The 20,888-nt window shown below is 70.6% G+C and carries 17 protein-coding genes and 1 pseudogene; 15 read left to right on the top strand and 3 right to left on the bottom strand.

The window, feature by feature from the left end:
* The first annotated feature begins 286 nt into the window (after positions 1-286).
* From ETD86_RS20035 to ETD86_RS20015, 5 genes are all read left to right on the top strand, one after another.
* Complete coding sequence (locus tag ETD86_RS20035; protein ID WP_138667677.1) at positions 287-2,215, top strand: beta-galactosidase; 1,929 nt, start codon at positions 287-289, stop codon at positions 2,213-2,215.
* Between the two features lie 44 nt (positions 2,216-2,259).
* Positions 2,260-4,956, top strand: a complete 2,697-nt coding sequence (locus ETD86_RS20030; RefSeq protein ID WP_138667676.1) for an exo-rhamnogalacturonan lyase family protein — start codon at positions 2,260-2,262, stop codon at positions 4,954-4,956.
* Between the two features lie 127 nt (positions 4,957-5,083).
* Entirely contained in the window at positions 5,084-5,401 is a 318-nt protein-coding gene (locus ETD86_RS20025; protein WP_138667675.1) for an L-rhamnose mutarotase, read from the top strand.
* A 10-nt stretch (positions 5,402-5,411) separates the two neighbouring features.
* On the top strand, positions 5,412-6,569 hold the full coding sequence (gene rhaI, locus ETD86_RS20020; protein ID WP_138667674.1) for an L-rhamnose isomerase: 1,158 nt from the start codon (positions 5,412-5,414) through the stop codon (positions 6,567-6,569).
* 7 nt (positions 6,570-6,576) lie between these two features.
* Positions 6,577-8,616, top strand: coding sequence for a bifunctional aldolase/short-chain dehydrogenase (locus ETD86_RS20015; RefSeq protein ID WP_138667673.1), 2,040 nt, complete (start codon positions 6,577-6,579; stop codon positions 8,614-8,616).
* Here ETD86_RS20015 and ETD86_RS20010 read toward each other — a convergent pair.
* A complete protein-coding gene (locus ETD86_RS20010; RefSeq protein ID WP_246148021.1) occupies positions 8,613-9,161 on the bottom strand; it encodes a hypothetical protein in 549 nt (182 codons plus the stop codon). The two genes, ETD86_RS20015 and ETD86_RS20010, sit on opposite strands and share 4 nt — an antisense overlap.
* Before the next feature lie 134 nt (positions 9,162-9,295).
* Here ETD86_RS20010 and argC point away from each other — a divergent pair, with 134 nt between their 5' ends.
* The 9 genes from argC (at position 9,296) to ETD86_RS19965 (ending at position 18,440) form a co-directional block, all read left to right on the top strand.
* A complete protein-coding gene (gene argC / locus ETD86_RS20005; protein ID WP_138667672.1) occupies positions 9,296-10,324 on the top strand; it encodes an N-acetyl-gamma-glutamyl-phosphate reductase in 1,029 nt (342 codons plus the stop codon).
* Complete coding sequence (gene argJ, locus ETD86_RS20000; protein ID WP_138667671.1) at positions 10,321-11,472, top strand: bifunctional glutamate N-acetyltransferase/amino-acid acetyltransferase ArgJ; 1,152 nt, start codon at positions 10,321-10,323, stop codon at positions 11,470-11,472. The genes argC and argJ overlap by 4 nt, the downstream gene beginning before the upstream one ends.
* Positions 11,469-12,341, top strand: coding sequence for an acetylglutamate kinase (argB, locus tag ETD86_RS19995; protein WP_138667670.1), 873 nt, complete (start codon positions 11,469-11,471; stop codon positions 12,339-12,341). The genes argJ and argB overlap by 4 nt, the downstream gene beginning before the upstream one ends.
* Entirely contained in the window at positions 12,341-13,507 is a 1,167-nt protein-coding gene (locus ETD86_RS19990) for an acetylornithine transaminase (protein WP_138667669.1), read from the top strand. The genes argB and ETD86_RS19990 overlap by 1 nt, the downstream gene beginning before the upstream one ends.
* Positions 13,504-14,532, top strand: a complete 1,029-nt coding sequence (gene argF / locus ETD86_RS19985; protein WP_138667668.1) for an ornithine carbamoyltransferase — start codon at positions 13,504-13,506, stop codon at positions 14,530-14,532. Before ETD86_RS19990 ends, argF begins: the two co-directional genes overlap by 4 nt.
* Positions 14,533-14,540: 8 nt before the next feature.
* Positions 14,541-15,047 carry an arginine repressor gene (locus tag ETD86_RS19980; RefSeq protein WP_138667694.1) on the top strand — a complete coding sequence of 169 codons (507 nt, stop codon included), beginning with the start codon at positions 14,541-14,543 and terminating at the stop codon, positions 15,045-15,047.
* Positions 15,044-16,243 carry an argininosuccinate synthase gene (locus tag ETD86_RS19975; RefSeq protein WP_138667667.1) on the top strand — a complete coding sequence of 400 codons (1,200 nt, stop codon included), beginning with the start codon at positions 15,044-15,046 and terminating at the stop codon, positions 16,241-16,243. Before ETD86_RS19980 ends, ETD86_RS19975 begins: the two co-directional genes overlap by 4 nt.
* Before the next feature lie 104 nt (positions 16,244-16,347).
* On the top strand, positions 16,348-17,769 hold the full coding sequence (gene argH / locus ETD86_RS19970; RefSeq protein WP_138667666.1) for an argininosuccinate lyase: 1,422 nt from the start codon (positions 16,348-16,350) through the stop codon (positions 17,767-17,769).
* Positions 17,751-18,440 (top strand): DNA-3-methyladenine glycosylase, encoded by a 690-nt coding sequence (locus tag ETD86_RS19965; protein ID WP_138667665.1) that lies wholly within the window; start codon positions 17,751-17,753, stop codon positions 18,438-18,440. The genes argH and ETD86_RS19965 overlap by 19 nt, the downstream gene beginning before the upstream one ends.
* Here the strand turns inward: ETD86_RS19965 and ETD86_RS19960 are convergent.
* The gene (locus tag ETD86_RS19960; RefSeq protein WP_138667664.1) at positions 18,380-18,781 is read right to left on the bottom strand and encodes a PH domain-containing protein; all 402 of its coding nucleotides are present in this window, start codon (positions 18,779-18,781) and stop codon (positions 18,380-18,382) included. The two genes, ETD86_RS19965 and ETD86_RS19960, sit on opposite strands and share 61 nt — an antisense overlap.
* An 89-nt stretch (positions 18,782-18,870) precedes the next feature.
* Here ETD86_RS19960 and tyrS point away from each other — a divergent pair, with 89 nt between their 5' ends.
* Complete coding sequence (gene tyrS, locus ETD86_RS19955) at positions 18,871-20,136, top strand: tyrosine--tRNA ligase (RefSeq protein WP_138667663.1); 1,266 nt, start codon at positions 18,871-18,873, stop codon at positions 20,134-20,136.
* 128 nt (positions 20,137-20,264) lie between these two features.
* Here the strand turns inward: tyrS and ETD86_RS19950 are convergent.
* A pseudogene (locus ETD86_RS19950) lies at positions 20,265-20,888 on the bottom strand (glycosyltransferase family 39 protein); the annotation flags it as partial.

The raw sequence follows: 20,888 nt of genomic DNA, 5'->3' as shown, positions 1-20,888 counted from the left end.
CAGGCCAACCCCCTGCGAGGTCGTCACACGCCGGAGACGCGGCGCCTGCGGCGATCAAGGAGCTCCAGGTCTAGCATTGAATCGTTCAGTGGGGGAGACCGCCACAGCCGCGCTGGCGGATGGAGGGGAAGTGGGCCGTCGCGGCAATTTCCCGCCTTCTGACCAGGAGTGATCCGCTCAGCACGACGTCAAGGTCTTGTGCGGCCGGTGTGAGGAACGTTTTAATCCCCCGTAAACGCACCTGTAACAAGCCGTGGGCGCTATCAGTTATTTGAAAGGCAGGCTCATGCCGGATGTCATCGCCTATGGCGGGGACTGGAATCCCGAGCAGTGGCCCGAGGAGACGTGGGAGCAGGACGTCGCGCTGATGCGCGAGGTCGGCGTCAACAGGGTCAGTGTCGGGATCTTCTCCTGGTCGATGCTGGAGCCCGTCGAGGGGGTGTTCGACTTCGACTGGTTCGATCGCGTGATGGACCTGCTGGCCGCGAACGGCATCCAGGCCAACCTGGCCACCCCGACCGCGTCGCCGCCGCCCTGGTTCTCCGACACGTACCCGGAGGCACTGCCGGTGGACGCCGACGGGCGGCGGCTCTACCACGGCAGCCGGCAGGGTTTCTGCCCCAGCTCGCCGATCTACCGAGAGAAGGCGCTGCGGATCGCCGAGCAGATGGGCCTCCGCTACCGCGATCATCCGGCACTGGCCCTGTGGCACGTGCACAACGAGTACGGCTGCCACAACGCCCGCTGCTACTGCGACACCTCTGCCGCGGCGTTCCGCGCCTGGCTGCGCGCGCACTACGCCTCGCTGGACGAGCTCAACGACGCGTGGGGGACGGCCTTCTGGTCGCAGCGCTACAGCGACTGGGCCCAGATCCTGCCACCACGCGCCACCCCCAGCTTCCCCAACCCGGGCCAGCAGCTCGACTTCCGCAGGTTCAGCTCCGACGCGCTCGTCGAGCTGTACGCCGCCGAGCGTGACCTGCTCAAGTCGATCACCCCGGACGTGCCCGCGACCACGAACCTGATGGCGGGCGCGCACTGGGACATGGACTGCTGGTCCTTCGCCGCCGAGCTCGACGTGGTCTCCACCGACCACTACCTGGTCGGGGCGCGGGCCGAGCCGCACATCGACCTGGCCTTCGCCGCCGACTACGCGCGCTCGCTGAACGGCGGGCGGCCCTGGCTGCTGATGGAGCACTCGACCAGCGCCGTCAACTGGCAGCCGCGCAACCTCGCCAAGGCGCCCGGCGAGCTGCGCCGCAACTCGCTGCAGCACCTGGCCAGGGGCGCGGACGGGATCATGTTCTTCCAGTGGCGGGCCTCCCGGGCCGGCGCCGAGAAGTGGCACTCGGCGATGGTGCCGCACGCGGGGCCCAACACCAAGATCTTCCGCGAGGTCGCCGCGCTCGGGGCCGAGCTGGCCGGGCTCTCCGACGTCGTGGGCAGCACGGTCAAGGCCGACGTGGCGATCCTGCTCGACCACTCCAGCGTGTGGGCCCAGGACCATCCCGCCCAGCCGACGGCCGACCTGGAACCGGTCGAAGAGGTCAAGCGCTGGCACGCCGCGCTCTGGCGGGCCGGCGTCACCTGCGACCTGGCCCGGCCCGAGTCCGACCTGTCCGGCTACCGCCTCGTGCTGGTGCCCGCGCTCTACCTGGTGAGCGACGAGGGCGCGGCCAACCTGGAGGACTTCGTCCGGCGGGGCGGGGTCGCGCTCGTGGGGCCGTACAGCGGGATCGTGGACGACCACGACCGGGTGCGGCTGGGCGGCTACCCCGGGGCGTGGCGTGAGCTGCTCGGAGTGACCGTCGAGGAGTTCTTCCCTCTGGACGGGCCGATCCCGCTGGCGTCAGGGGCGACGGGGACCGTGTGGAGCGAGCTGGCGCACGCCGGCGGGGCGAAGGTCCTGGACACGTACGCCACGGGCGAGCCTGCCTGGACCCGCAACGAGTGGGGCGACGGGGCCGCGCACTACCTGACCACCCGGCTCGACGACGGGGGACTGGCCGAGGTCGTGGCCGCAGTCTGCGCCGAGGCGGGGGTCGAAGCCGTGGCCCAGGCCGGACCGGGGGTGGAGATCGTGCGGCGCTCGCACGCCGACGGCCGCTCGTTCCTGTTCGCGATCAACCACACGCGTGCGGACGCCGTCGTGACCACGCCCGCCGGTGAGAAGGCGACCGTTCCCGCCGGTGACGCCCTGATCCTGCGCAACTGACCACCCCGGCCGACCACCCCATCCCCGCAAAGGAGCACCCCCCAATGTCGGAAATTTCACGACGTGATGCGTTAAAGGGCTTGGCTGTCGCCGGCGCTGCCGTGCCGCTGGCGTCGATGCTGGAGTCCCCGGCCGTGGCCGCTCTGGACATCCCCGACGTCAGCCTGCGCTGGCTGGAGGGCAAGCCCGCCGAGGCCCCCGGCACCACGTGGGGCGTCCCGTGGCCCAAGGGCGCGGTGCCCAAGGAGCAGCAGTTCGCCCTCACCGCCGCCGACGGCGCGGCCGTGCCCGTGCAGACGTGGCCGCTGGCGTACTGGCCGGACGGCTCGCTCAAGTGGACGGGACACGCCGCGGGCCCTGGCACGCCCATCGCCGAGACGTACACGCTGCGCCCCGGCGCCGCGGCCACCCCCGCCAAGCCGGTCATGGTCAAGGACGAGAAGCAGTACGTGGACGTGGACACCGGCGTGATCCGGGTCCGCGTGCGCAAGGGCGGCAGCGAGCTGATCTCCCAGATCTGGCGCGGCGAGACCGAGATCGCCCGCAAGGGCCAGCTGGTCAGCCTCAGGCAGGGCAAGATCGACGACGGCGACGACCGCACCACCGAGGTGGACTCCTACCTCAGCGACATCGCCAAGGTCGAGGTCGAGCAGTCCGGCCCGGTCCGCGCCGTGGTCAGGATCGAGGGCCGCCACACCTCCAAGAAGGGCAAGTCCTGGCTGCCGTTCACGATCAGGCTCTACTTCTACGCGGGCGCGGAGAGCGTGCGCATGACGCACACGTTCGTGTTCGACCGCGACGGCCAGAACGACTTCATCGCCGGCCTCGGCGTACGCTTCCGCGTCCCGATGCGCGACGAGGCCTACAACCGGCACGTCCGGTTCGTCGGTGACGGGCACGGCCAGCTCGCCGAGGCGGTCAAGGGCATCACCGGCCTGCGCCGCGACCCGGGCCTGGCCGTGCGCAAGGCGCAGGTGGCCGGGCAGAAGCTGCCGGACGTCGCCACCTGGGACACCCGCGTGAGCAGCCGCCTCCCCCTCATCCCCGACTGGGGCGACTACACCCTCTCCCAGCTGTCCTCCGAGGGCTTCACGCTGAAGAAGCGCACCAAGAAGGGGTACGGCTGGGTCGCCGTCGACCAGGGCAGGCGGGCCTCGGGATTCGGCTACGTAGGCGGGGTGAGCGGCGGTCTCGCGTTCGGCATGCGGGACTTCTGGCAGCGCCACCCCAGCCAGCTCGACATCCGCGGCGCCGCCTCGGAGGAGGCCGAGATCACGGTCTGGATGTGGTCGCCGGAGGCCGGGCCCATGGACACCCGCTTCTACCACGACGGCCTCGGCCAGGACACCTACCCGGAGCAGATCGAGGGCCTCAACATCACGTACGAGGACTACGAGCCCGGGTTCGGCACGCCGCTGGGCATCGCGCGGACGACCGAGCTGACCTTCTGGGCCGTGGCCGCCACCCCCGACGCCGCGCGGCTCGGCGCGATGGCCGACGCCGTGCGCACGCCCCCGCTGATCGTCGCCCCGCCCGCGCACCTGGCCGCGGCCAAGGTGTTCGGCGGCCTGTTCAGCCCGGTCGACCGGTCCACGCCGGAGAAGAAGACCATCGAGGACCGGCTCGACTTCCTCTTCGACTACTACAAGAACCAGGTCGAGCAGCGCCACTGGTACGGCTTCTGGGACTACGGCGACATCATGCACACGTTCGACGAGGACCGGCGCGTGTGGCGCTACGACATCGGCGGTTACGCCTGGGACAACTCCGAGCTCTCGCCGGACCTGTGGCTCTGGTACGCGTACCTGCGCTCGGGCCGGTCCGACGTCTTCAGGTTCGCCGAGGCGATGACCCGGCACACCGGCGAGGTGGACGTCTACCACCTGGGCCCGTGGGCGGGGCTCGGCACCCGGCACAACGTGCAGCACTGGGGGTGCAGCGCCAAACAGCAGCGCATCTCGACCGCGGTCTACCGGCGGATCTTCTACTTCCTGACGGCCGACGAGCGCACCGGGGACCTGATGCGGGCGCTGGTGGACTCCGACAAGACGTTCATGGCCCTCGACCCGCTGCGCAAGATCCGCACGGCGCCGTACACGCCGAATCCGGAGGCGCTGGCCATCGGTCTGGGCACCGACTGGAGCGGCCTGGCCGCCGCCTGGCTCACCGAATGGGAGCGCGGCGGCGATCCGATCGCCGAGAAGAAGCTCAAGGCCACGATGCGGACCATCGCCGCGATGCCCAACGGGTTCGTCACCGGCGAGGGCCTCTACAACATCAACACCGGTGAGTTCGCGCCGGCCGAGAAGAAGGTGGCGGTGTCCCATCTGTCGGCCATGTTCGGGCAGGTCGAGATCTGCGCCGAGCTGATCGACCTGGTGGACATGCCGGACTTCGAGAAGGCGTGGCTCCAGTACTGCCGGCTGTTCAACGCCACCAGAGCCGAGCAGACGGCCGAGACCGGGGCGCACTTCGGCAACCTCATCCTCAAGCAGGGGCACTCCAGGCTCACGGCGTACGCGGCGGTCCGGCTGCAGCGCGACGACCTCGCCACCCGGGCCTGGACGGAGTTCCGCACCGGCGACGGCTACGCCCCGACCCTGCCGTGGAAGTCGGAGAAGGTCACCGCCACCCTGAACCCGACCGACGAGGCGGCCTGGGTCTCGACCAACACCACCGCCCTGTACGGCCTTGCCGCCATCCAGAACATGGCCCTCGTCGGCGACAAGCTCCCCACCTGACCATTAAAACGTGTCACCGCCCCCGGCTGACCCCATGGTCAAGCCGGGGGGGGGCTCGCATTGACAGCGAGCACCAGGAATCATAGTTTCCTGCACGGAGGATTAAAACGTTTTGAAGGGAGTGTCAGTGCAACGCGTCTGCTTCCTGCTGAAAGTCCGCCCAGAGCGGCTGGCGGAGTACCGGGAACGCCACCAGAACGTCTGGCCGGAGATGCGAGAGGCGCTGTCGCGCACCGGCTGGCACAACTACACGCTCTTCCTCAGGGACAACGGCCTGCTCGTGGGCTACCTGGAGACCGAGGACTTCGAGGCCGCCAAGAAGGCCATGGCCGAGACGGACGTCAACGCCCGCTGGCAGGCCGAGATGGCGCCGTTCTTCGAAGACCTCGACGGGCGCCCAGACGAGGGCATGGCGCCGCTGACCGAAGTGTTCCACCTGGATTGATCGGGGAGTCATGACTGACATCAAGGCCGCGCTACGCGCGCAGCACATCGAGACGCCGTCCTGGGCGTACGGCAACAGCGGCACGAGGTTCAAGGTGTTCGCCCAGCAGGGCGTGCCGCGCGACCCGTACGAGAAGCTCGCCGACGCCGCGCAGGTGCACGCCTATACGGGGGTGGCGCCCACGGTCGCCCTGCACATCCCGTGGGACAAGGTGGACGACTACGCCGACCTGGCCAGGCACGCCAAGGACCTGGGCGTCGGCATCGGAGCGATCAACTCCAACGTCTTCCAGGACGACGACTACAAGCTCGGCAGCGTCACCAACCCGTCCGCGCGGGTCCGCCGCAAGGCCACCGACCACCTGCTCGAGTGCGTGGACATCATGGACGCCACCGGCTCCGACACGCTGAAGTTGTGGTTCTCCGACGGCATCAACTACCCGGGCCAGGACGACATCCGCGCCCGCCAGGACCGGCTGGCCGAGTCCCTGGCCGAGGTGTACGAGCGGCTCGGCGAAGGCCAGCGGTTCCTGCTGGAGTACAAGCTGTTCGAGCCGGCCTTCTACGCCACCGACGTGCCCGACTGGGGCACCGCCTACGCGCACTGCGTCAAGCTCGGCCCCAAGGCCCAGGTGGTCGTGGACACCGGGCACCACGCGCCGGGCACCAACATCGAGTTCATCGTGGCGTTCCTGCTGCGCGAGGGCAAGCTCGGCGGCTTCGACTTCAACTCCCGCTTCTACGCCGACGACGACCTGATGGTGGGGGCGGCGGACCCGTTCCAGCTGTTCCGCATCATGTTCGAGGTGGTGCGCGGCGGCGGCTTCGATCCTGAGCTCAACGTGGCCTTCATGCTGGATCAGTGCCACAACATCGAGCCGAAGATCCCTGGCCAGATCCGCTCGGTCATGAACGTCCAGGAGGCCACCGCCAAGGCCCTGCTGGTCGACCGGGACGCGCTGGCCGCCGCCCAGAACGAGGGCGACGTGCTGGGCTCGAACGCCGTGTTCATGGACGCCTACAACACCGACGTGCGGCCGTTGCTCGCCGAGCTGCGGGAGGAGATGGGCCTGGCGCCCGACCCGATGGCCGCGTACGCCAAGTCCGGATATTTCGAGAAGATCGCCGCCGAGCGCGTCGGCGGCAACCAGGCCGGCTGGGGGGCCTGACACCATCATGGACGTCATCAACGAACTGCTGGAACGCTCACACCGCCTCGGAGCCGACCCGCGCAACACCAACTTCGCCGGCGGCAACACCTCGGCCAAGGGCAGCGCGGCCGACCCGGTGACCGGCGAGGACGTCGAGCTGCTGTGGGTCAAGGGCTCCGGCGGCGACCTGGGCACGCTCAAGGAGCCCGGCCTGGCGGTGCTGCGCCTGGACCGGCTGCGCGCGCTCAAGGGCGTCTACCCGGGCGTCGAGCGCGAGGACGAGATGGTCGCCGCGTTCGACTACTGCCTGCACGGCAAGGGCGGGGCCGCACCGTCGATCGACACGGCCATGCACGGCCTGGTCGAGGCCGGTCACGTCGACCACCTGCACCCCGACGCGGGCATCGCCATCGCGACCGCCGCCGACGGCGAGGAGCTGACCAGGCGCGTCTTCGGCGACCGGGTCGTGTGGGTGCCGTGGCGGCGGCCCGGGTTCCAGCTCGGGCTGGACATCGCCGCGATCAAGGACGCCAACCCGCAGGCGATCGGCTGCGTCCTCGGCGGCCACGGCATCACGGCCTGGGGCGCCACGTCCGAGGAGTGCGAGTCCCGCTCGCTGGAGATCATCCGGACCGCGGAGGCGTACCTGGCCGAGCACGGCCGCCCGGACCCCTTCGGCTCGGTGATCCACGAGACGCTGCCGGAGGCCGAGCGGCACGCGCGCGCGGCCGCGCTGTTCCCCGTCATCCGCGGCCTCGCCTCCAGCGACGTGCGCACGGTCGGCCACTACACCGACACGCCCGAGGTGCTGGACTTCGTCTCCCGCGCCGAGCACCCGAGGCTGGCCGCGCTCGGCACGTCCTGCCCGGATCACTTCCTCCGGACGAAGGTCGCGCCACTGGTGCTCGACCTGCCGCCGGACGCTCCGCTGGAGCAGGCGGTCGAGCGGCTGCGCGAGCTGCACGCCGCCTACCGCGAGGAGTACACCACCTACTACGACCGGCACGCCACCCCGGACTCGCCTCCGATGCGCGGCGCGGACCCGGCGATCGTGCTGGTGCCGGGCATCGGCATGTTCTCCTTCGGCAAGGACAAGCAGACCGCCCGGGTGGCCGGCGAGTTCTACGTCAACGCCATCAACGTCATGCGGGGCGCCGAGTCCGTCTCGACGTACGCGCCCATTCCCGAGTCGGAGAAGTTCCGCATCGAGTACTGGGAGCTGGAGGAGGCCAAGCTCCGCCGCATGCCCAAGCCCAAGCCCCTGGCCACGCGCGTGGCGCTGGTCACCGGCGGCGGCTCCGGCATCGGCGCGGCGACCGCCCGCCGCCTGGCCGCCGAAGGCGCCTGCGTGGTCGTCGCCGACCGTGACCTGGCCGCCGCGGAGAAGGTGGCCGCCGAGATCGGCGCCGCCGCGTACCGCGTCTCCGACGTGGCCGTGGCCGTCGGCGTGGACGTCACCTCGGAGGAGCAGGTCGTCGCGGCGATCCGCGCGGGTGTGCTGGCCTTCGGCGGCGTGGACCTGGTCGTCAACAACGCCGGCCTGTCGCTGTCACGCGCGCTGCTGGAGACCACCCTCGCGGACTGGGACCTGCAGCACGACGTCATGGCCCGCGGCTCGTTCCTGGTCTCCCGCGAGACCGCCCGGGTGATGATCGACCAGGCCATGGGCGGCGACATCATCTACATCTCCTCCAAGAACGCCGTCTTCGCCGGACCGAACAACGTCGCCTACGGCGCCGCCAAGGCCGACCAGGCCCACCAGGTCCGCCTGCTCGCGGCCGAGCTGGGGGCGTACGGCGTCCGCGTCAACGGCATCAACCCCGACGGCGTGGTACGCGGCTCCGGCATCTTCGCCTCCGGCTGGGGCGCCAACCGCGCGAAGGTCTACGGGGTCGAGGAGGAGCGGCTCGGCGAGTTCTACGCGCAGCGCACCCTGCTCAAGCGCGAGGTGCTGCCCGAGCACGTGGCCGCCGGGGTCTTCGCCCTCACCGGCGGCGACCTCACCCACACCACGGGCCTGCACATCCCGGTGGACGCCGGCGTGGCCGCCGCCTTCCTGCGTTAGGCATAGGCGGCCACCAGCCCGACGAGCATCCCCGCGACGCCGGCCGCCGTGATCAGGAGACCTCCGATCACGGCGGCCCGCCGCCCCTTGCGCACACCCGCCCAGTACATGATCACGTAAGGCAGGAACCCGAGCCCGCCGAACCCGACCGCCGGCAACGTCAGAGCGGCCAGGACGCCCATCGTCCCGGCCGGAACGGCCCGGTCCCCTTCGGGCGTGAGCTGCGCCCGCTTGACGTCCCCCGCAGTGGAGTCCGGCGAGGCGTCCACCGGGACGGGAGCGCCGCCCCGGTCAGCCGGGCCTGAGTCCGGCGTGAAGATCCCCTTGCAGTCGTAGCGTCCCTCGCCCAGGTCCTCGCACGAGACCACCCGCAGCGTGCCCGGCGTACCGATGCGACCCGTGGCGAGCTGGAGATCCCGGACCGCGAACACCATGGGCAGCAGGCACACCCCGAGCCAGAGCAGCACGAGGACGACCTTCTGCACCCGTCCGGGGTCCCTCCCAGCAGGTGTGACGAACTGCACATCGGGCAAGAATTCGCTCATACGCTCATCGTTCTTCCTGCTACTTGGGCCTCACCTGCAGCCTGCTTGGGAGAGCTGGCTTGCACATCCATCCTGAGCAGTGCATCATCTTCACAAGCAAGGTCATGAGTAGTTATGCATGAATATGCAGGAGGATGGGAATGAGGGCGGCGATCGCCGGAGCCAGCGGCTATGCGGGCGGAGAGCTGCTGCGTCTCCTGCTCGGCCATCCCGAGCTTGAGATCGGCGCGCTCACCGCGGCCTCCAGCGCGGGCAGCCGCCTCGGCGCCCACCAGCCCCACCTGCCGCAGCTGGCCGACCGGATCATCGAGGACACCACGGCCGACGTGCTCGCCGGTCACGACGTCGTCTTCCTGGCGCTGCCGCACGGCCACTCGGCCGCGGTGGCCGCCCAGCTCGGCACGGAGACGGTCGTGGTGGACTGCGGCGCCGACCACCGGCTCGCCGACCCGGCCGCCTGGCAGGAGTTCTACGGCGGCGAGCACGCGGGCACCTGGCCCTACGGCCTGCCCGAGCTGCCGGGGCAGCGTGACGTCCTGCGCGGCGCCACCCGGATCGCGGTCCCCGGCTGCTACCCGACCTCGGTCCTGCTGGCCCTGTTCCCGGCGTTCGCCGCCGGGCTGGCCGGGCCGGACGTGGTCGTGGTGGCCGCCAGCGGCACCAGCGGCGCCGGCAAGTCGCTCAAGCCCAACCTGCTGGGCAGCGAGGTCATGGGCTCGGTCAGCGCGTACGGCGTGGGCGGCGGGCACCGGCACACCCCGGAAATGGAGCAGGGCCTGTCGGCCGTCGCCGGCACCCCGGTCCGGGTGTCGTTCACCCCGACGCTGGCCCCGATGAGCCGTGGCATCCTCGCCACCTGCACGGCCCCCGCCGCGCCCGGCGTGACCAAGGAGTCGCTCAGGGCGGCGTACGAGGCCGCGCTGAAGGACGAGCCGTTCGTCCGGCTCCTGCCCGAAGGCGTCTGGCCGGCCACCGCCATGACCTACGGCGCCAACACCGCCGCCTTGCAGGTGACGCTCGACGAGCGCGCGGGCCGCGTGGTCGCCGTCATCGCCATCGACAACCTCACCAAGGGCACGGCCGGAGGCGCGATCCAGAGCGTCAACCTCGCCCTCGGCCTGCCGGAAGAGCTCGGCCTCCCCCTGACAGGAGTCGCACCTTGAGTGTCACAGCCCCGCTTGGATTCAGAGCCGCGGGTGTCGCCGCCGGGATCAAATCCGGCGGCGCCCGCGACCTGGCCCTCGTCGTCAACGACGGGCCCAGCCGCGCCGCCGCCGGAGTCTTCACCGCCAACCGCGTGAAGGCCGCTCCCGTGCTGTGGTCGCAGCAGGTCCTGGCGGGTGGCCGGCTGCGAGCGGTGGTGCTCAACTCCGGCGGCGCCAACGCCTGCACGGGCCCGGAGGGTTTCCAGGACACGCACGCCACCGCGGAGAAGGTCGCCGAGGCGATCGAGGACTCGGCGGGCGAGGTCGCGGTCTGCTCGACCGGCCTGATCGGCGAGCGGCTGCCGATGGACGAGCTGCTGTCCGGCGTCGACGCCGCCGCCACCCAGCTGTCCCGCGACGGCGGCCTGGCCGCGGCCGACGCCATCCGGACGACCGACACGGTCTCCAAGATCTCGTTCAAGCGGGCCAACGGCTACATGGTCGGCGGAATGGCCAAGGGCGCGGGCATGCTCGCCCCGGCCCTGGCGACCATGCTCTGCGTGATCACCACGGACGCCGACGTGACCAGCGACGAGCTCGACGTGGTGCTCCGCAAGGCGACCGCGCAGACGTTCGACCGGCTCGACACCGACGGCTGCATGTCCACCAACGACACCGTGCTCCTGCTGGCCAGCGCCGCCTCCGGGGTCAAGCCGGACCTGGCGGAGTTCGAGCAGAAGGTCACCGAGGTCTGCGCCGACCTGGCCAGGCAGCTCCTGGTGGACGCCGAGGGCGCCACCAAGGCCATCGCCATCGAGGTCGTCGGCGCCGACTCCGAGCAGGACGCGGTCAAGGTCGGCCGCTCTGTCGCCCGGTCCAACCTGCTCAAGTGCGCCATCCACGGCGAGGACCCCAACTGGGGCCGTGTGCTGGCCGCGGTCGGCACCACCGACGCCGTCTTCGAGCCCGACCGGCTCAACGTGGCGATCAACGGCATCTGGATCTGCCGCGGCGGCGCGGTCGGCGACGACCGCTCCAAGGTCGACATGCGCCCCAGGGATGTGACCATCACCATCGACCTGTCGGCGGGACCGCACACCGCGACCGTGCACACGACGGACCTGACGGCCGACTACGTCCACGAGAACTCGGCGTACAGCTCATGAGGATCTCCACCGCCCAGACCAAGGCCGGGGCCCTGATCGAGGCCCTGCCCTGGCTGATCCGCTTCCACGGCGCGACCGTCGTCATCAAGTACGGCGGCAACGCCATGACCGACGAGGCGCTCAAGAAGGGCTTCGCCGAGGACATCGTCTTCCTGCACCACGCGGGCCTGCGCCCGGTCGTGGTGCACGGCGGCGGCCCGCAGATCAGCAGCGCGCTGGACAAGCTCGGCATCGAGTCGACGTTCACCGCGGGCCTGCGGGTCACCACGCCCGAGGCCATGCAGGTCGTCAGGATGATCCTGACAGGACAGGTCAACCCCGAGATCGTGGGCCTGGTCAACCGGCACGGCCCGTTCGCGGTCGGCATGTCCGGTGAGGACGCCCACCTGTTCACCGCCGTACGCAAGCACGCGCTCGTGGACGGCGAGCCGGTCGACATCGGCCAGGTCGGCGAGATCATCAAGGTCGACGCCGGCGCCGTCAAGGCGCTGATCGACAACGGCCGCATCCCCGTCGTCTCCAGCGTCGCCAGGGGAGACGACGGCCAGATCTACAACGTCAACGCCGACACCGCCGCCGCCGCGCTGGCCGTGGCGCTCCAGGCGCAGAAGCTGATCGTGCTGACGGACGTCGAGGGCCTGTACGCCAACTGGCCCGACGACACCGACGTGATCGACAAACTCGGCGCCGACGAGCTCGAGACGCTCATGCCCACGCTGTCCAGCGGCATGGTCCCCAAGATGGAGGCCTGCCTGACAGCGGTGCAGGGCGGCGTGCCCCAGGCCCACGTGCTCGACGGCCGCGTACCCCATTCACTGCTGCTAGAGATCTTCACCAATGAGGGAATCGGAACGATGGTGATGCCCTGATGAACCTTTTTGAGAGGTTCGAGAAGGCGTTCATGCCCAACTACGGCGTCCCGCCGATCGCGCTGGCGCGCGGCGAGGGCAGCCGCGTGTGGGACGTGGACGGCAAGGAATACCTCGACTTCATCGGCGGCATCGCGACCAGCTCGCTCGGCCACGCGCACCCCGCCCTGGTCGAGGCCGTGTCGAAGCAGGTCGCCACCATCGCGCACACCAGCAACCTGTTCCTGCACGAGCCCGAGGTGCTGCTCGCCGAGAAGCTCCTCACCCTGCTGAACGCCCCCGCCCGGGTCTTCTTCGCCAACTCCGGCACCGAGGCGAACGAGGCCGCGTACAAGCTGGCGCTCAAGTACGGCCGCCGCGAGGGCCGCTCCTACTTCGTCGCCGCCGAGAACGGCTTCCACGGTCGCACGATCGGCGCCCTGTCGCTGACCGGCAAACAATCCATCCGCGACCAGTTCGGCCCGTTCCCGGTCGACGTGCGCTTCGTCCCGTACGGCGACGCCGACGCGCTCAAGGAGGCCGTGACCGTCGACTGCATCGCGGTCTTCCTCGAGCCCACCCAGGGCGAGGCCGGCGTGGTCCCGCCGCCGGCCGGCTACTTCGAGGCGGCGCGTGAGATCTGCGACTCGACCGGCGCGCTCCTGGTGGCCGACGAGATCCAGTCGGCGATCGGGCGGACCGGGCACTGGTTCGCCCACCAGGCCGACGGCGTCACGCCGGACATCCTGACCCTGGCCAAGGGCCTGGGCGGCGGGATGCCGATCGGCGCCTGCATCGGCTTCGGCGAGGCCGGCAAGCTGTTCGAGAAGGGCGACCACGGCTCGACGTTCGGCGGCAACCCGGTCTCCTGCGCCGCCGCCCTGGCGGTGCTGGACACCGTGGACCTCGACCACGTCAAGTCGGTCTCCGCGCACCTGCGCAGCGGGCTGGAGGCCGTCGGCCACCCGCTGCTGAAGGGCGTCCGCGGGCGCGGCATGTGGCTGGCCGCCGTACTGAACGAGCCGCGCTCGGCCCAGGTCCAGGAGGCCGCCGCGAACGCCGGCTTCCTGGTCAACGCCCTCCAGCCCGACGCGGTGCGCATCGCGCCGCCGCTGGTCGTGACGGCCGGCCAGGTGGACGCCTTCGTGGCGGCGTTCCCGGCGATTCTGGCGGAGGCCGCACAATGACCGGACATCGCGCGGACTCGCCGCAAATCAGACACCGCGCGGACTCGGCGCAAGTCAGACACCGCGCGGACTCGGCGCAAGTCAGACACCGCGCGGACTCGGCGCAAATCAGGCACTTCCTGAAGGACGACGACCTGTCGCCGGCGGAGCAGGCGGAGGTCCTCGATCTCGCCGCCGCGATGAAGAAGGACCGGTTCGGCTACCGCCCGTTCGAGGGCCCGCAGACGGTCGCGGTGTTGTTCGACAAGCCCTCGGCCCGCACCCGCGTCTCCTTCCACACCGGCATCGGCGAGCTCGGCGGTCTCCCGCTGGTCGTGGACAACGTCTCGGTCCTGATGGGCCGCGGCGAGCCCACCGCCGACCTCGCCAGGGTGCTCGACCGGCAGGTCTCCGCCATCGTCTGGCGGACCAGCGGCCAGGAGCTCATCGAGGAGATGGCCGCCCACTCCCGGGTGCCGGTCGTCAACGCGCTCACCGACGAGTTCCACCCGTGCCAGATCCTCGCCGACCTGCAGACCGTCAAGGAGCACCTGGGCAGGACCGCCGGGCTCACGCTGACCTTCCTCGGCGACGGCGCCAACAACATGGCCCACTCCTACCTGCTCGGCGGCGCCACGGCGGGGATGCACGTACGCATCGCCGCCCCCGCCGGCTACCAGCCCGACGCGGCGATCCTCGACCAGGCCGCCGCCATCGCCGTCAAGACCGGCGGCTCGGTGGTCGCGTTGTCGGACCCGGTCGCCGCCGCCCAGGGCGCTCACGTGATCGCCACCGACACCTGGGTGTCGATGGGCCAGGACGGCAAGGACCAGCGGGTCCGCGACCTCATGCCGTACCAGGTCAACGCCGAGCTGCTGGAACACGCCGCGCCGGACGTGATCGTGCTGCACTGCCTGCCCGCCTACCGCGACTACGAGATCACCGACGAGGTGCTCGAAGGGCCGCGCAGCGTCGTGTGGGACCAGGCCGAGAACCGGTTGCACGCGCAGAAGGCGCTGCTGCACTGGCTGGTGACCCGGCCGTGACCATCCCGATGACCAAGGCGGGCCGGCAGGCGAAGATCACCGACCTGCTGCGGCGGCAGGCCGTGCGCTCCCAGCCGGAGCTGGCCAAACTGCTCGCCGACAGCGGCGTCGAGGTCACCCAGGCCACGCTCTCGCGCGACCTCGACGAGCTCGGGGCGCTCAAGCTCCGCGCGGAGGACGGCTCGCTCGTGTACGCGCTGCCCGGCGAAGGCGGCGCCCGCATCCCGGTCGCCCGCCTGGGCACCGGGGAGTCCCCGGCCGCGCGGCTGCACCGTATCGCGGAGGAGCTGCTGGTCAGCGCCGAGGCGTCGGCCAACCTGGTCATCGTGCGGACCCCGCCGGGCGCCGCCCAGTTCCTCGCCTCGGCCATCGACCACGCGGACTGGGAGTCCATCCTCGGCACCGTGGCGGGCGACGACACCATTCTCGTCATCAGCCGCGACCCGGCCGGGGGGCAGACGCTCGCCCACGCGCTGCTGAAGGCCGCCGACCGGCGCAGTTTGGAGCAGAAATGACCGAGCGAGTAGTCCTCGCGTATTCGGGCGGACTCGACACCTCCGTCGCCATCCCGTACCTGGCCGAGAAGATGGACGCTGAGGTCGTCTGCGTCGCCGTGGACCTCGGCCAGGGCGGCGAGGACATGGAGGCGATCCAGAAGCGGGCCATCGACTGCGGCGCCGTCGAGTCGGTCGTGGTGGACGCCAAGGAGGAGTTCGCCGCCGACTTCTGTGTGCCCGCGCTGCAGGCCAACGCCCTCTACATGGACCGCTACCCGCTGGTGTCGTCGCTGTCGCGGCCGCTCATCGTCAAGCATCTGGTGTCGGCGGCCCAGCAGTTCGGCGGCACCGTCGTCTCCCACGGCTGCACCGGCAAGGGCAACGACCAGGTCCGCTTCGAGGCCGGCCTGGCCGCGCTGGCGCCTGACCTGAAGGTCGTCGCGCCCGCCCGGGACTTCGCCTGGACCCGCGACAAGGCCATCGAGTACGCCGAGGCCAAGGGCCTGCCCATCGAGACGTCGAAGAAGAACCCGTTCTCCATCGACCAGAACCTCTGGGGCCGCGCCGTCGAGACCGGTTTCCTCGAGGACATCTGGAACGGCCCCACCGAGGAGGTCTACTCCTACACCGCCGACCCGTCCCAGCCGCGCGAGCCCGACGAGGTCGTCATCACGTTCGAGGCCGGCGTCCCGGTCAGGATCGACGGGCGGTCGCTGACGCCGTACCAGGTCATCGACGAGCTCAACCAGCGCGCCGGCGCCCAGGGCGTCGGCCGGATCGACATGGTCGAGGACCGGCTCGTCGGGATCAAGTCCCGCGAGGTGTACGAGGCGCCGGGCGCCGTCGCGCTCATCTCCGCCCACATGGAGCTGGAGAACGTCACCGTCGAGCGCGACCTGGCCCGCTTCAAGCGCGGCGTGGACCAGCGGTGGAGCGAGCTCGTCTACGACGGCCTGTGGTTCTCGCCGCTCAAGGACGCCCTCGACGCGCTCATCGCCGAGGCCCAGAAGCATGTCTCCGGCGACGTCCGCATGATCTTGCACGCCGGCAAGGCCACCGTCACCGGCCGCCGCTCCGCGCAGTCCCTGTACGATTTCTCGCTGGCCACGTACGACACCGGCGACACCTTCGACCAGTCGCTCGCCAAGGGCTTCGTCCAGCTCTTCTCACTCCCCGCGAAGATCGCGGCGGCTCGTGACGCGAAGAAGGGTTGAGTTGCACTATGGTCGCGCCGGAGCGCAGTAGCTCGGGGGGAGAGCGAGGCACGATGCCAACGAGCACCGAAGCGGGCGCGACCATCAATACAGGCACGAAGGAGATGACGGTGAGTGATGGCAAGCCGATGCGGCTGTGGGGCGGGCGCTTCGAAGGCGGCCCGGCCGACGCGCTGACCCGGCTGTCGGTGAGCGTGCACTTCGACTGGCGGCTCGTGCCGTACGACCTGGCTGCGTCCAGGGCGCACGCACGCGTGTTGCACAGGGCGGAGTTGCTGAACGCCGAGGAGCTCGAGCGCATGATCGGCGCGCTCGACGACCTGGAGCGGGCCTGCAAGGCAGGGGAGTTCCGGCCGACGGTGGCCGACGAGGACGTGCACACCGCGCTGGAGCGCGGCCTGCTGGAGCGGCTCGGCTCGCTCGGCGGCAAGCTCCGCGCCGGCCGTTCGCGCAACGACCAGATCGCCACCGACCTGCGCCTTTACCTCCGCGACCACGCCCGCACGATCGTCTCCCGCCTGGTCGAGCTGGAGACGGCGCTCATGACCCAGGCCGCCGAGCACGCCGAGACGGCCGCGCCCGGCATGACGCACCTGCAGCACGCGCAGCCGGTGTCGTTCGGCCACCAGCTGCTGGCGCACGTGCACGCCTTCACCCGCGACATCGACCGGCTCATCGACTGGGACAAGCGCGCCGCGTTCTCCCCGCTCGGGGCCGGCGCGCTGGCCGGCTCGTCGCTGCCGCTGGACCCGCAGGCCGTGGCCGAGGAGCTCGGCTTCTCGGCCGCCGCGCCCAACTCCATGGACGCCGTCGCCGACCGCGACTTCGCGGCCGAGTTCCTGTTCGACGCCGCTCTGATCGGCGTGCACCTGTCGCGGCTGGGCGAGGAGATCGTCCTGTGGGCCTCGCAGGAGTTCCGCTGGATCGAGATGGACGACGCCTACTCCACCGGCTCGTCGATCATGCCCCAGAAGAAGAACCCCGACGTGGCCGAGCTGGCCCGCGGCAAGTCAGGCCGCCTGATCGGCAACCTGATGTCGCTGCTGACGACGCTCAAGGGCCTGCCGCTGACCTACAACCGCGACCTGCAGGAGGACAAGGAGCCGGTCTTCGACACCGTCGACACGCTCCTGCTCGTCCTGCCGGCGATGGCGGGGCTGGTCGCGACCATGCGGGTCAACACCGCCCGCATGGAGGCCTCCGCCCCCGACGGGTTCGCGCTCGCCACCGACCTGGCCGAGCTGCTGGTACGCCGCGGCGTGGCGTTCCGCGACGCCCACGAGGCCGTCGGCCACCTGGTGGTGTGGTGCCAGGTCCACGACAAGGACCTCGGCGAGCTCACCGACGACGAGCTGGCCAAGGTCTCGCCGCACCTCACGCCCGACGTGCGCGACGTGCTCAACGTGCCCGGCGCCCTCGCCGCGCGCAAGGCACACGGCGGCACCGCGCCCGACCGCGTACGCGACCAGCTCATCGCGCTCCGCGAGGCGGTCGACGCGCAGGCGGCATGGGCCGCGGGCAGCTGAGCTTCGCCGCGCTGCCGCGGAGCTTCTTCGACCGGCCGTCGCACGAGGTGGCGCCCGACCTGCTCGGGCGCGTCCTCGCGCACGGTTCCGTCGCCGTGCGCCTGACCGAGGTCGAGGCGTACGGCGGCCCCGGCGAGGACCCGGCCGCGCACACCTACCGCGGCAGGACGCCGCGCAACGCCGTCATGTTCGGCCCGCCGGGGCACCTGTACGTGTACTTCACCTACGGCATGCACTTCTGCGCGAACCTCGTGTGCCTGCCCGACGGCTTCGGCTCGGCCGTGCTGCTGCGGGCGGGCGAGGTCGTCGAGGGCCTGGCCGAAGCGCGGGCGCGGCGCTCCAACGGCAAACCGCTCGCCGACCGGGACCTCGCTCGCGGCCCGGCCAGGCTCGCGGTCGCTCTGGGCCTGATGCGCGAGCACAACGGCCTCGACACCATCATGGAGGGCTCGCCGCTCGGCCGGCCCCGTCAGTCGGCCACCATGCTCGAAGGCGTGCCCGCCGACCCTTCCTCGATCAGGTCAGGGCCCCGCACCGGGATCTCGACGGCCAAGGAAGTGCCGTGGCGGTTCTGGATCGACGGCGACCCCACCGTGTCGCCGTACCGCGCTCACGTGCCGCGCCGCCGCAACGCCGCCGCCACCTCCGTGGGGGAGGCGCCCAGCTCGTGAGGACTGAAGATGTGCAGGTTGTCGCCCGTGTCGATCTCCAGCATCTCGCTCCTGACGCCCCAACGCCTGCGGACGTCCACCTTGATGTCCCAGATCGACTCCCACGGCACATGCCGTTTACCGGCGAACCCGTGCACCACGGTGATCCCGCTCTCGTCGGCCGCCAGCCGCACCGGGGCGAGCAGGTCGCGCAGCCCCATCGCGCCCACCAGAACGGCCGCGGGAACGGCCAGGATCACCCCGCGGAAATCGCCTTCGACCCACCAGTAGACGGCGAGCCCGGCACACACCAGAGCCCCTAAGATCTTGAAAACGGCCAGCTCGCGACGGACCCTCCACATGGACACCGAGCGTATCCAAGTGGCGCGCGACCGAGGCGATCGGGCACGCTGTATCCATCCAAATGTCTAACTACTGGAAAGCCGGCACCGTGACCGACATTCTCGATGACCTCGCCTGGCGAGGCCTTATCGCTCAGTCCACCGACCTCGACGCCCTGCGCGCGTCCATGGCCAAGGGACCGATCACGGTCTATTCCGGTTTCGACCCGACCGCTCCTTCCTTGCACGTCGGGCACTTCGTGCCGCTGCTCACCCTGCGCCGCCTGCAGCTCGCCGGGCACCGCCCGATCGGCCTGGTCGGCGGCGCGACCGGCCTGATCGGCGACCCGAGCGGCCGCAACAGTGAGCGCTCGCTGAACGCCTCCGAGGTCGTCGCCGAGTGGGTGGAGCGCCTGCGCGGGCAGGTCGGCCGCTTCCTCGACTTCGACGCCCAGCCGAACGCCGCCCTCATGGTCAGCAACCTCGACTGGACCGGCGAGCTGAGCGCCATCGACTTCCTGCGCGACATCGGCAAGCACTTCCCCGTCAACCGCATGCTGGCCAGGGAGGCGGTCTCCGCGCGCCTGCAGGGCGAAGGGCTGAGCTACACCGAGTTCAGCTACCAGATCCTGCAGGCCAACGACTACCTGGAGCTGCACCGCCGCTACGACTGCACGCTGCAGATCGGCGGCAGCGACCAGTGGGGCAACATCACAGCGGGCGCCGACCTGGTGCGCCGCATCGAGGGCGCGCACGTGCACGCGCTCACCCTGCCGCTCATCACCAAGACCGACGGCACCAAGTTCGGCAAGACCGCGGGCGGCGCGCTCTGGCTCGACCCCGAGATGACCTCGCCCTACGCCTTCTACCAGTACTTCCTCAACTCCGACGACCGCGACGTGATCCACTACCTGAAGGTGTTCACGTTCAAGAGCCGCGAGGAGATCGAGGCCCTGGAGAAGGCCGTGGCCGAACGCCCCTTCGCCCGCGAGGCACAGCGGACGCTGGCCGAGGACCTCACCGAGCTGCTCCACGGCAAGCAGGAGCTCGACGCGGTCGTGGCGGCCTCGAAGGCGCTCTTCGGCCAGGGCACGCTGGAGGACCTGCCCGCCTCGACGCTTGGGGCGGCGCTGGCCGAGGTGCCCAAGGCGGAGATCCCCGCGCTGGGGGCGCTGTTCGTGGACCTGCTGGCCGACAGCGGCCTGGTGGAGTCGAAGTCGGCGGCCCGCCGCGCGGTGAAGGAGGGCGGGGCGTACCTCAACAACGTCAAGATCACCGACGAGTCGTACGCGCCGACCGCCGACGACCTGCTGCACGGCCGCTTCATGGTGCTGCGGCGCGGCAAGAAGTCGATCGGCGGCGTCGAGGTCGGCTGACCACCTTTGCCGAAGCGGGTCTCTCCGGCGACGGAAGGCCCGCTTCGGCGTAATAGGCGCTGGACCGGGAGACCCACTACGTCCGGGCCGGGCGCACGAGGAAGAGCCGTCCCGCTGGGCTCACCAGTTCACCGACGAGTGAACAACGCCACCGTGAGCCCTGGCAGATCCCCTGAGTGCTTGGCCACGCTGAGCTCGAACCCAGCCGCCTTCACCTCTCCCACCCGAGGAATCCCGTCACCCTCCAGACCCGACGTCCTCGACCCCCGCCACACCACCCAAACCCGCTCGAGCCCGTCCAGCGCCACCGAAACATCCGATCGCTCGGGATAGCCGAACCCATCAGGCAGGGGCGCATCACTGGCCCGCAGCACATCGACCGGCATCAAGGAATCCGCGTAGTAGTCGAACCCCGTGCGCAGCTGACTCTGCCCGTACACGATCGCATCCTCGGGCTCAGCCTTGATCACCCGTAGCGCCCAAGGAATGTTCTCGAAGCGCCCGTTCTCCTCCCGTATCTCCACATGAGCGGGAAAGGCGAGCACGCAGCCCAGCAGCACCACCGCCGTCCCGGCCGCCACGTGGAAACGCGGGACACCCGCCACGGCCAGCCCCGCGAGCAGCGCCAAGGCCGGGGCGGTCACGAAGAGATACCGGTCCACATAGACCGGCGTGACCAGGTGCGAGACGGCGAGGAGCAACAGCGGCGGCAAGATCAACCACCCCGCCAGCGCGAGCGCCCACGCCCTGCC

Origin of the sequence: Nonomuraea turkmeniaca, assembly GCF_005889735.1 — a bacterium.
Taxonomy (GTDB): Bacteria; Actinomycetota; Actinomycetes; order Streptosporangiales; family Streptosporangiaceae; genus Nonomuraea; species Nonomuraea turkmeniaca.
This window is presented reverse-complemented; position numbering and strand designations above follow the sequence as displayed.

Bases quoted from the DNA above. Each gene is read 5' to 3' on its own strand.
- ETD86_RS19965 (WP_138667665.1), top strand. From the start codon at position 17,751: ATGGGCCGCGGGCAGCTGAGCTTCGCCGCGCTGCCGCGGAGCTTCTTC.
- argH (WP_138667666.1), top strand. From the start codon at position 16,348: ATGACGGTGAGTGATGGCAAGCCGATGCGGCTGTGGGGCGGGCGCTTC.
- ETD86_RS19975 (WP_138667667.1), top strand. From the start codon at position 15,044: ATGACCGAGCGAGTAGTCCTCGCGTATTCGGGCGGACTCGACACCTCC.
- ETD86_RS19960 (WP_138667664.1), bottom strand. From the start codon at position 18,781: ATGTGGAGGGTCCGTCGCGAGCTGGCCGTTTTCAAGATCTTAGGGGCT.
- ETD86_RS20035 (WP_138667677.1), top strand. From the start codon at position 287: ATGCCGGATGTCATCGCCTATGGCGGGGACTGGAATCCCGAGCAGTGG.
- argF (WP_138667668.1), top strand. From the start codon at position 13,504: ATGACCGGACATCGCGCGGACTCGCCGCAAATCAGACACCGCGCGGAC.
- ETD86_RS19990 (WP_138667669.1), top strand. From the start codon at position 12,341: ATGAACCTTTTTGAGAGGTTCGAGAAGGCGTTCATGCCCAACTACGGC.
- argC (WP_138667672.1), top strand. From the start codon at position 9,296: ATGGGAATGAGGGCGGCGATCGCCGGAGCCAGCGGCTATGCGGGCGGA.
- argB (WP_138667670.1), top strand. From the start codon at position 11,469: ATGAGGATCTCCACCGCCCAGACCAAGGCCGGGGCCCTGATCGAGGCC.
- rhaI (WP_138667674.1), top strand. From the start codon at position 5,412: ATGACTGACATCAAGGCCGCGCTACGCGCGCAGCACATCGAGACGCCG.
- ETD86_RS20010 (WP_246148021.1), bottom strand. From the start codon at position 9,161: ATGAGCGAATTCTTGCCCGATGTGCAGTTCGTCACACCTGCTGGGAGG.
- ETD86_RS20015 (WP_138667673.1), top strand. From the start codon at position 6,577: ATGGACGTCATCAACGAACTGCTGGAACGCTCACACCGCCTCGGAGCC.
- ETD86_RS19980 (WP_138667694.1), top strand. From the start codon at position 14,541: ATGACCAAGGCGGGCCGGCAGGCGAAGATCACCGACCTGCTGCGGCGG.
- ETD86_RS20030 (WP_138667676.1), top strand. From the start codon at position 2,260: ATGTCGGAAATTTCACGACGTGATGCGTTAAAGGGCTTGGCTGTCGCC.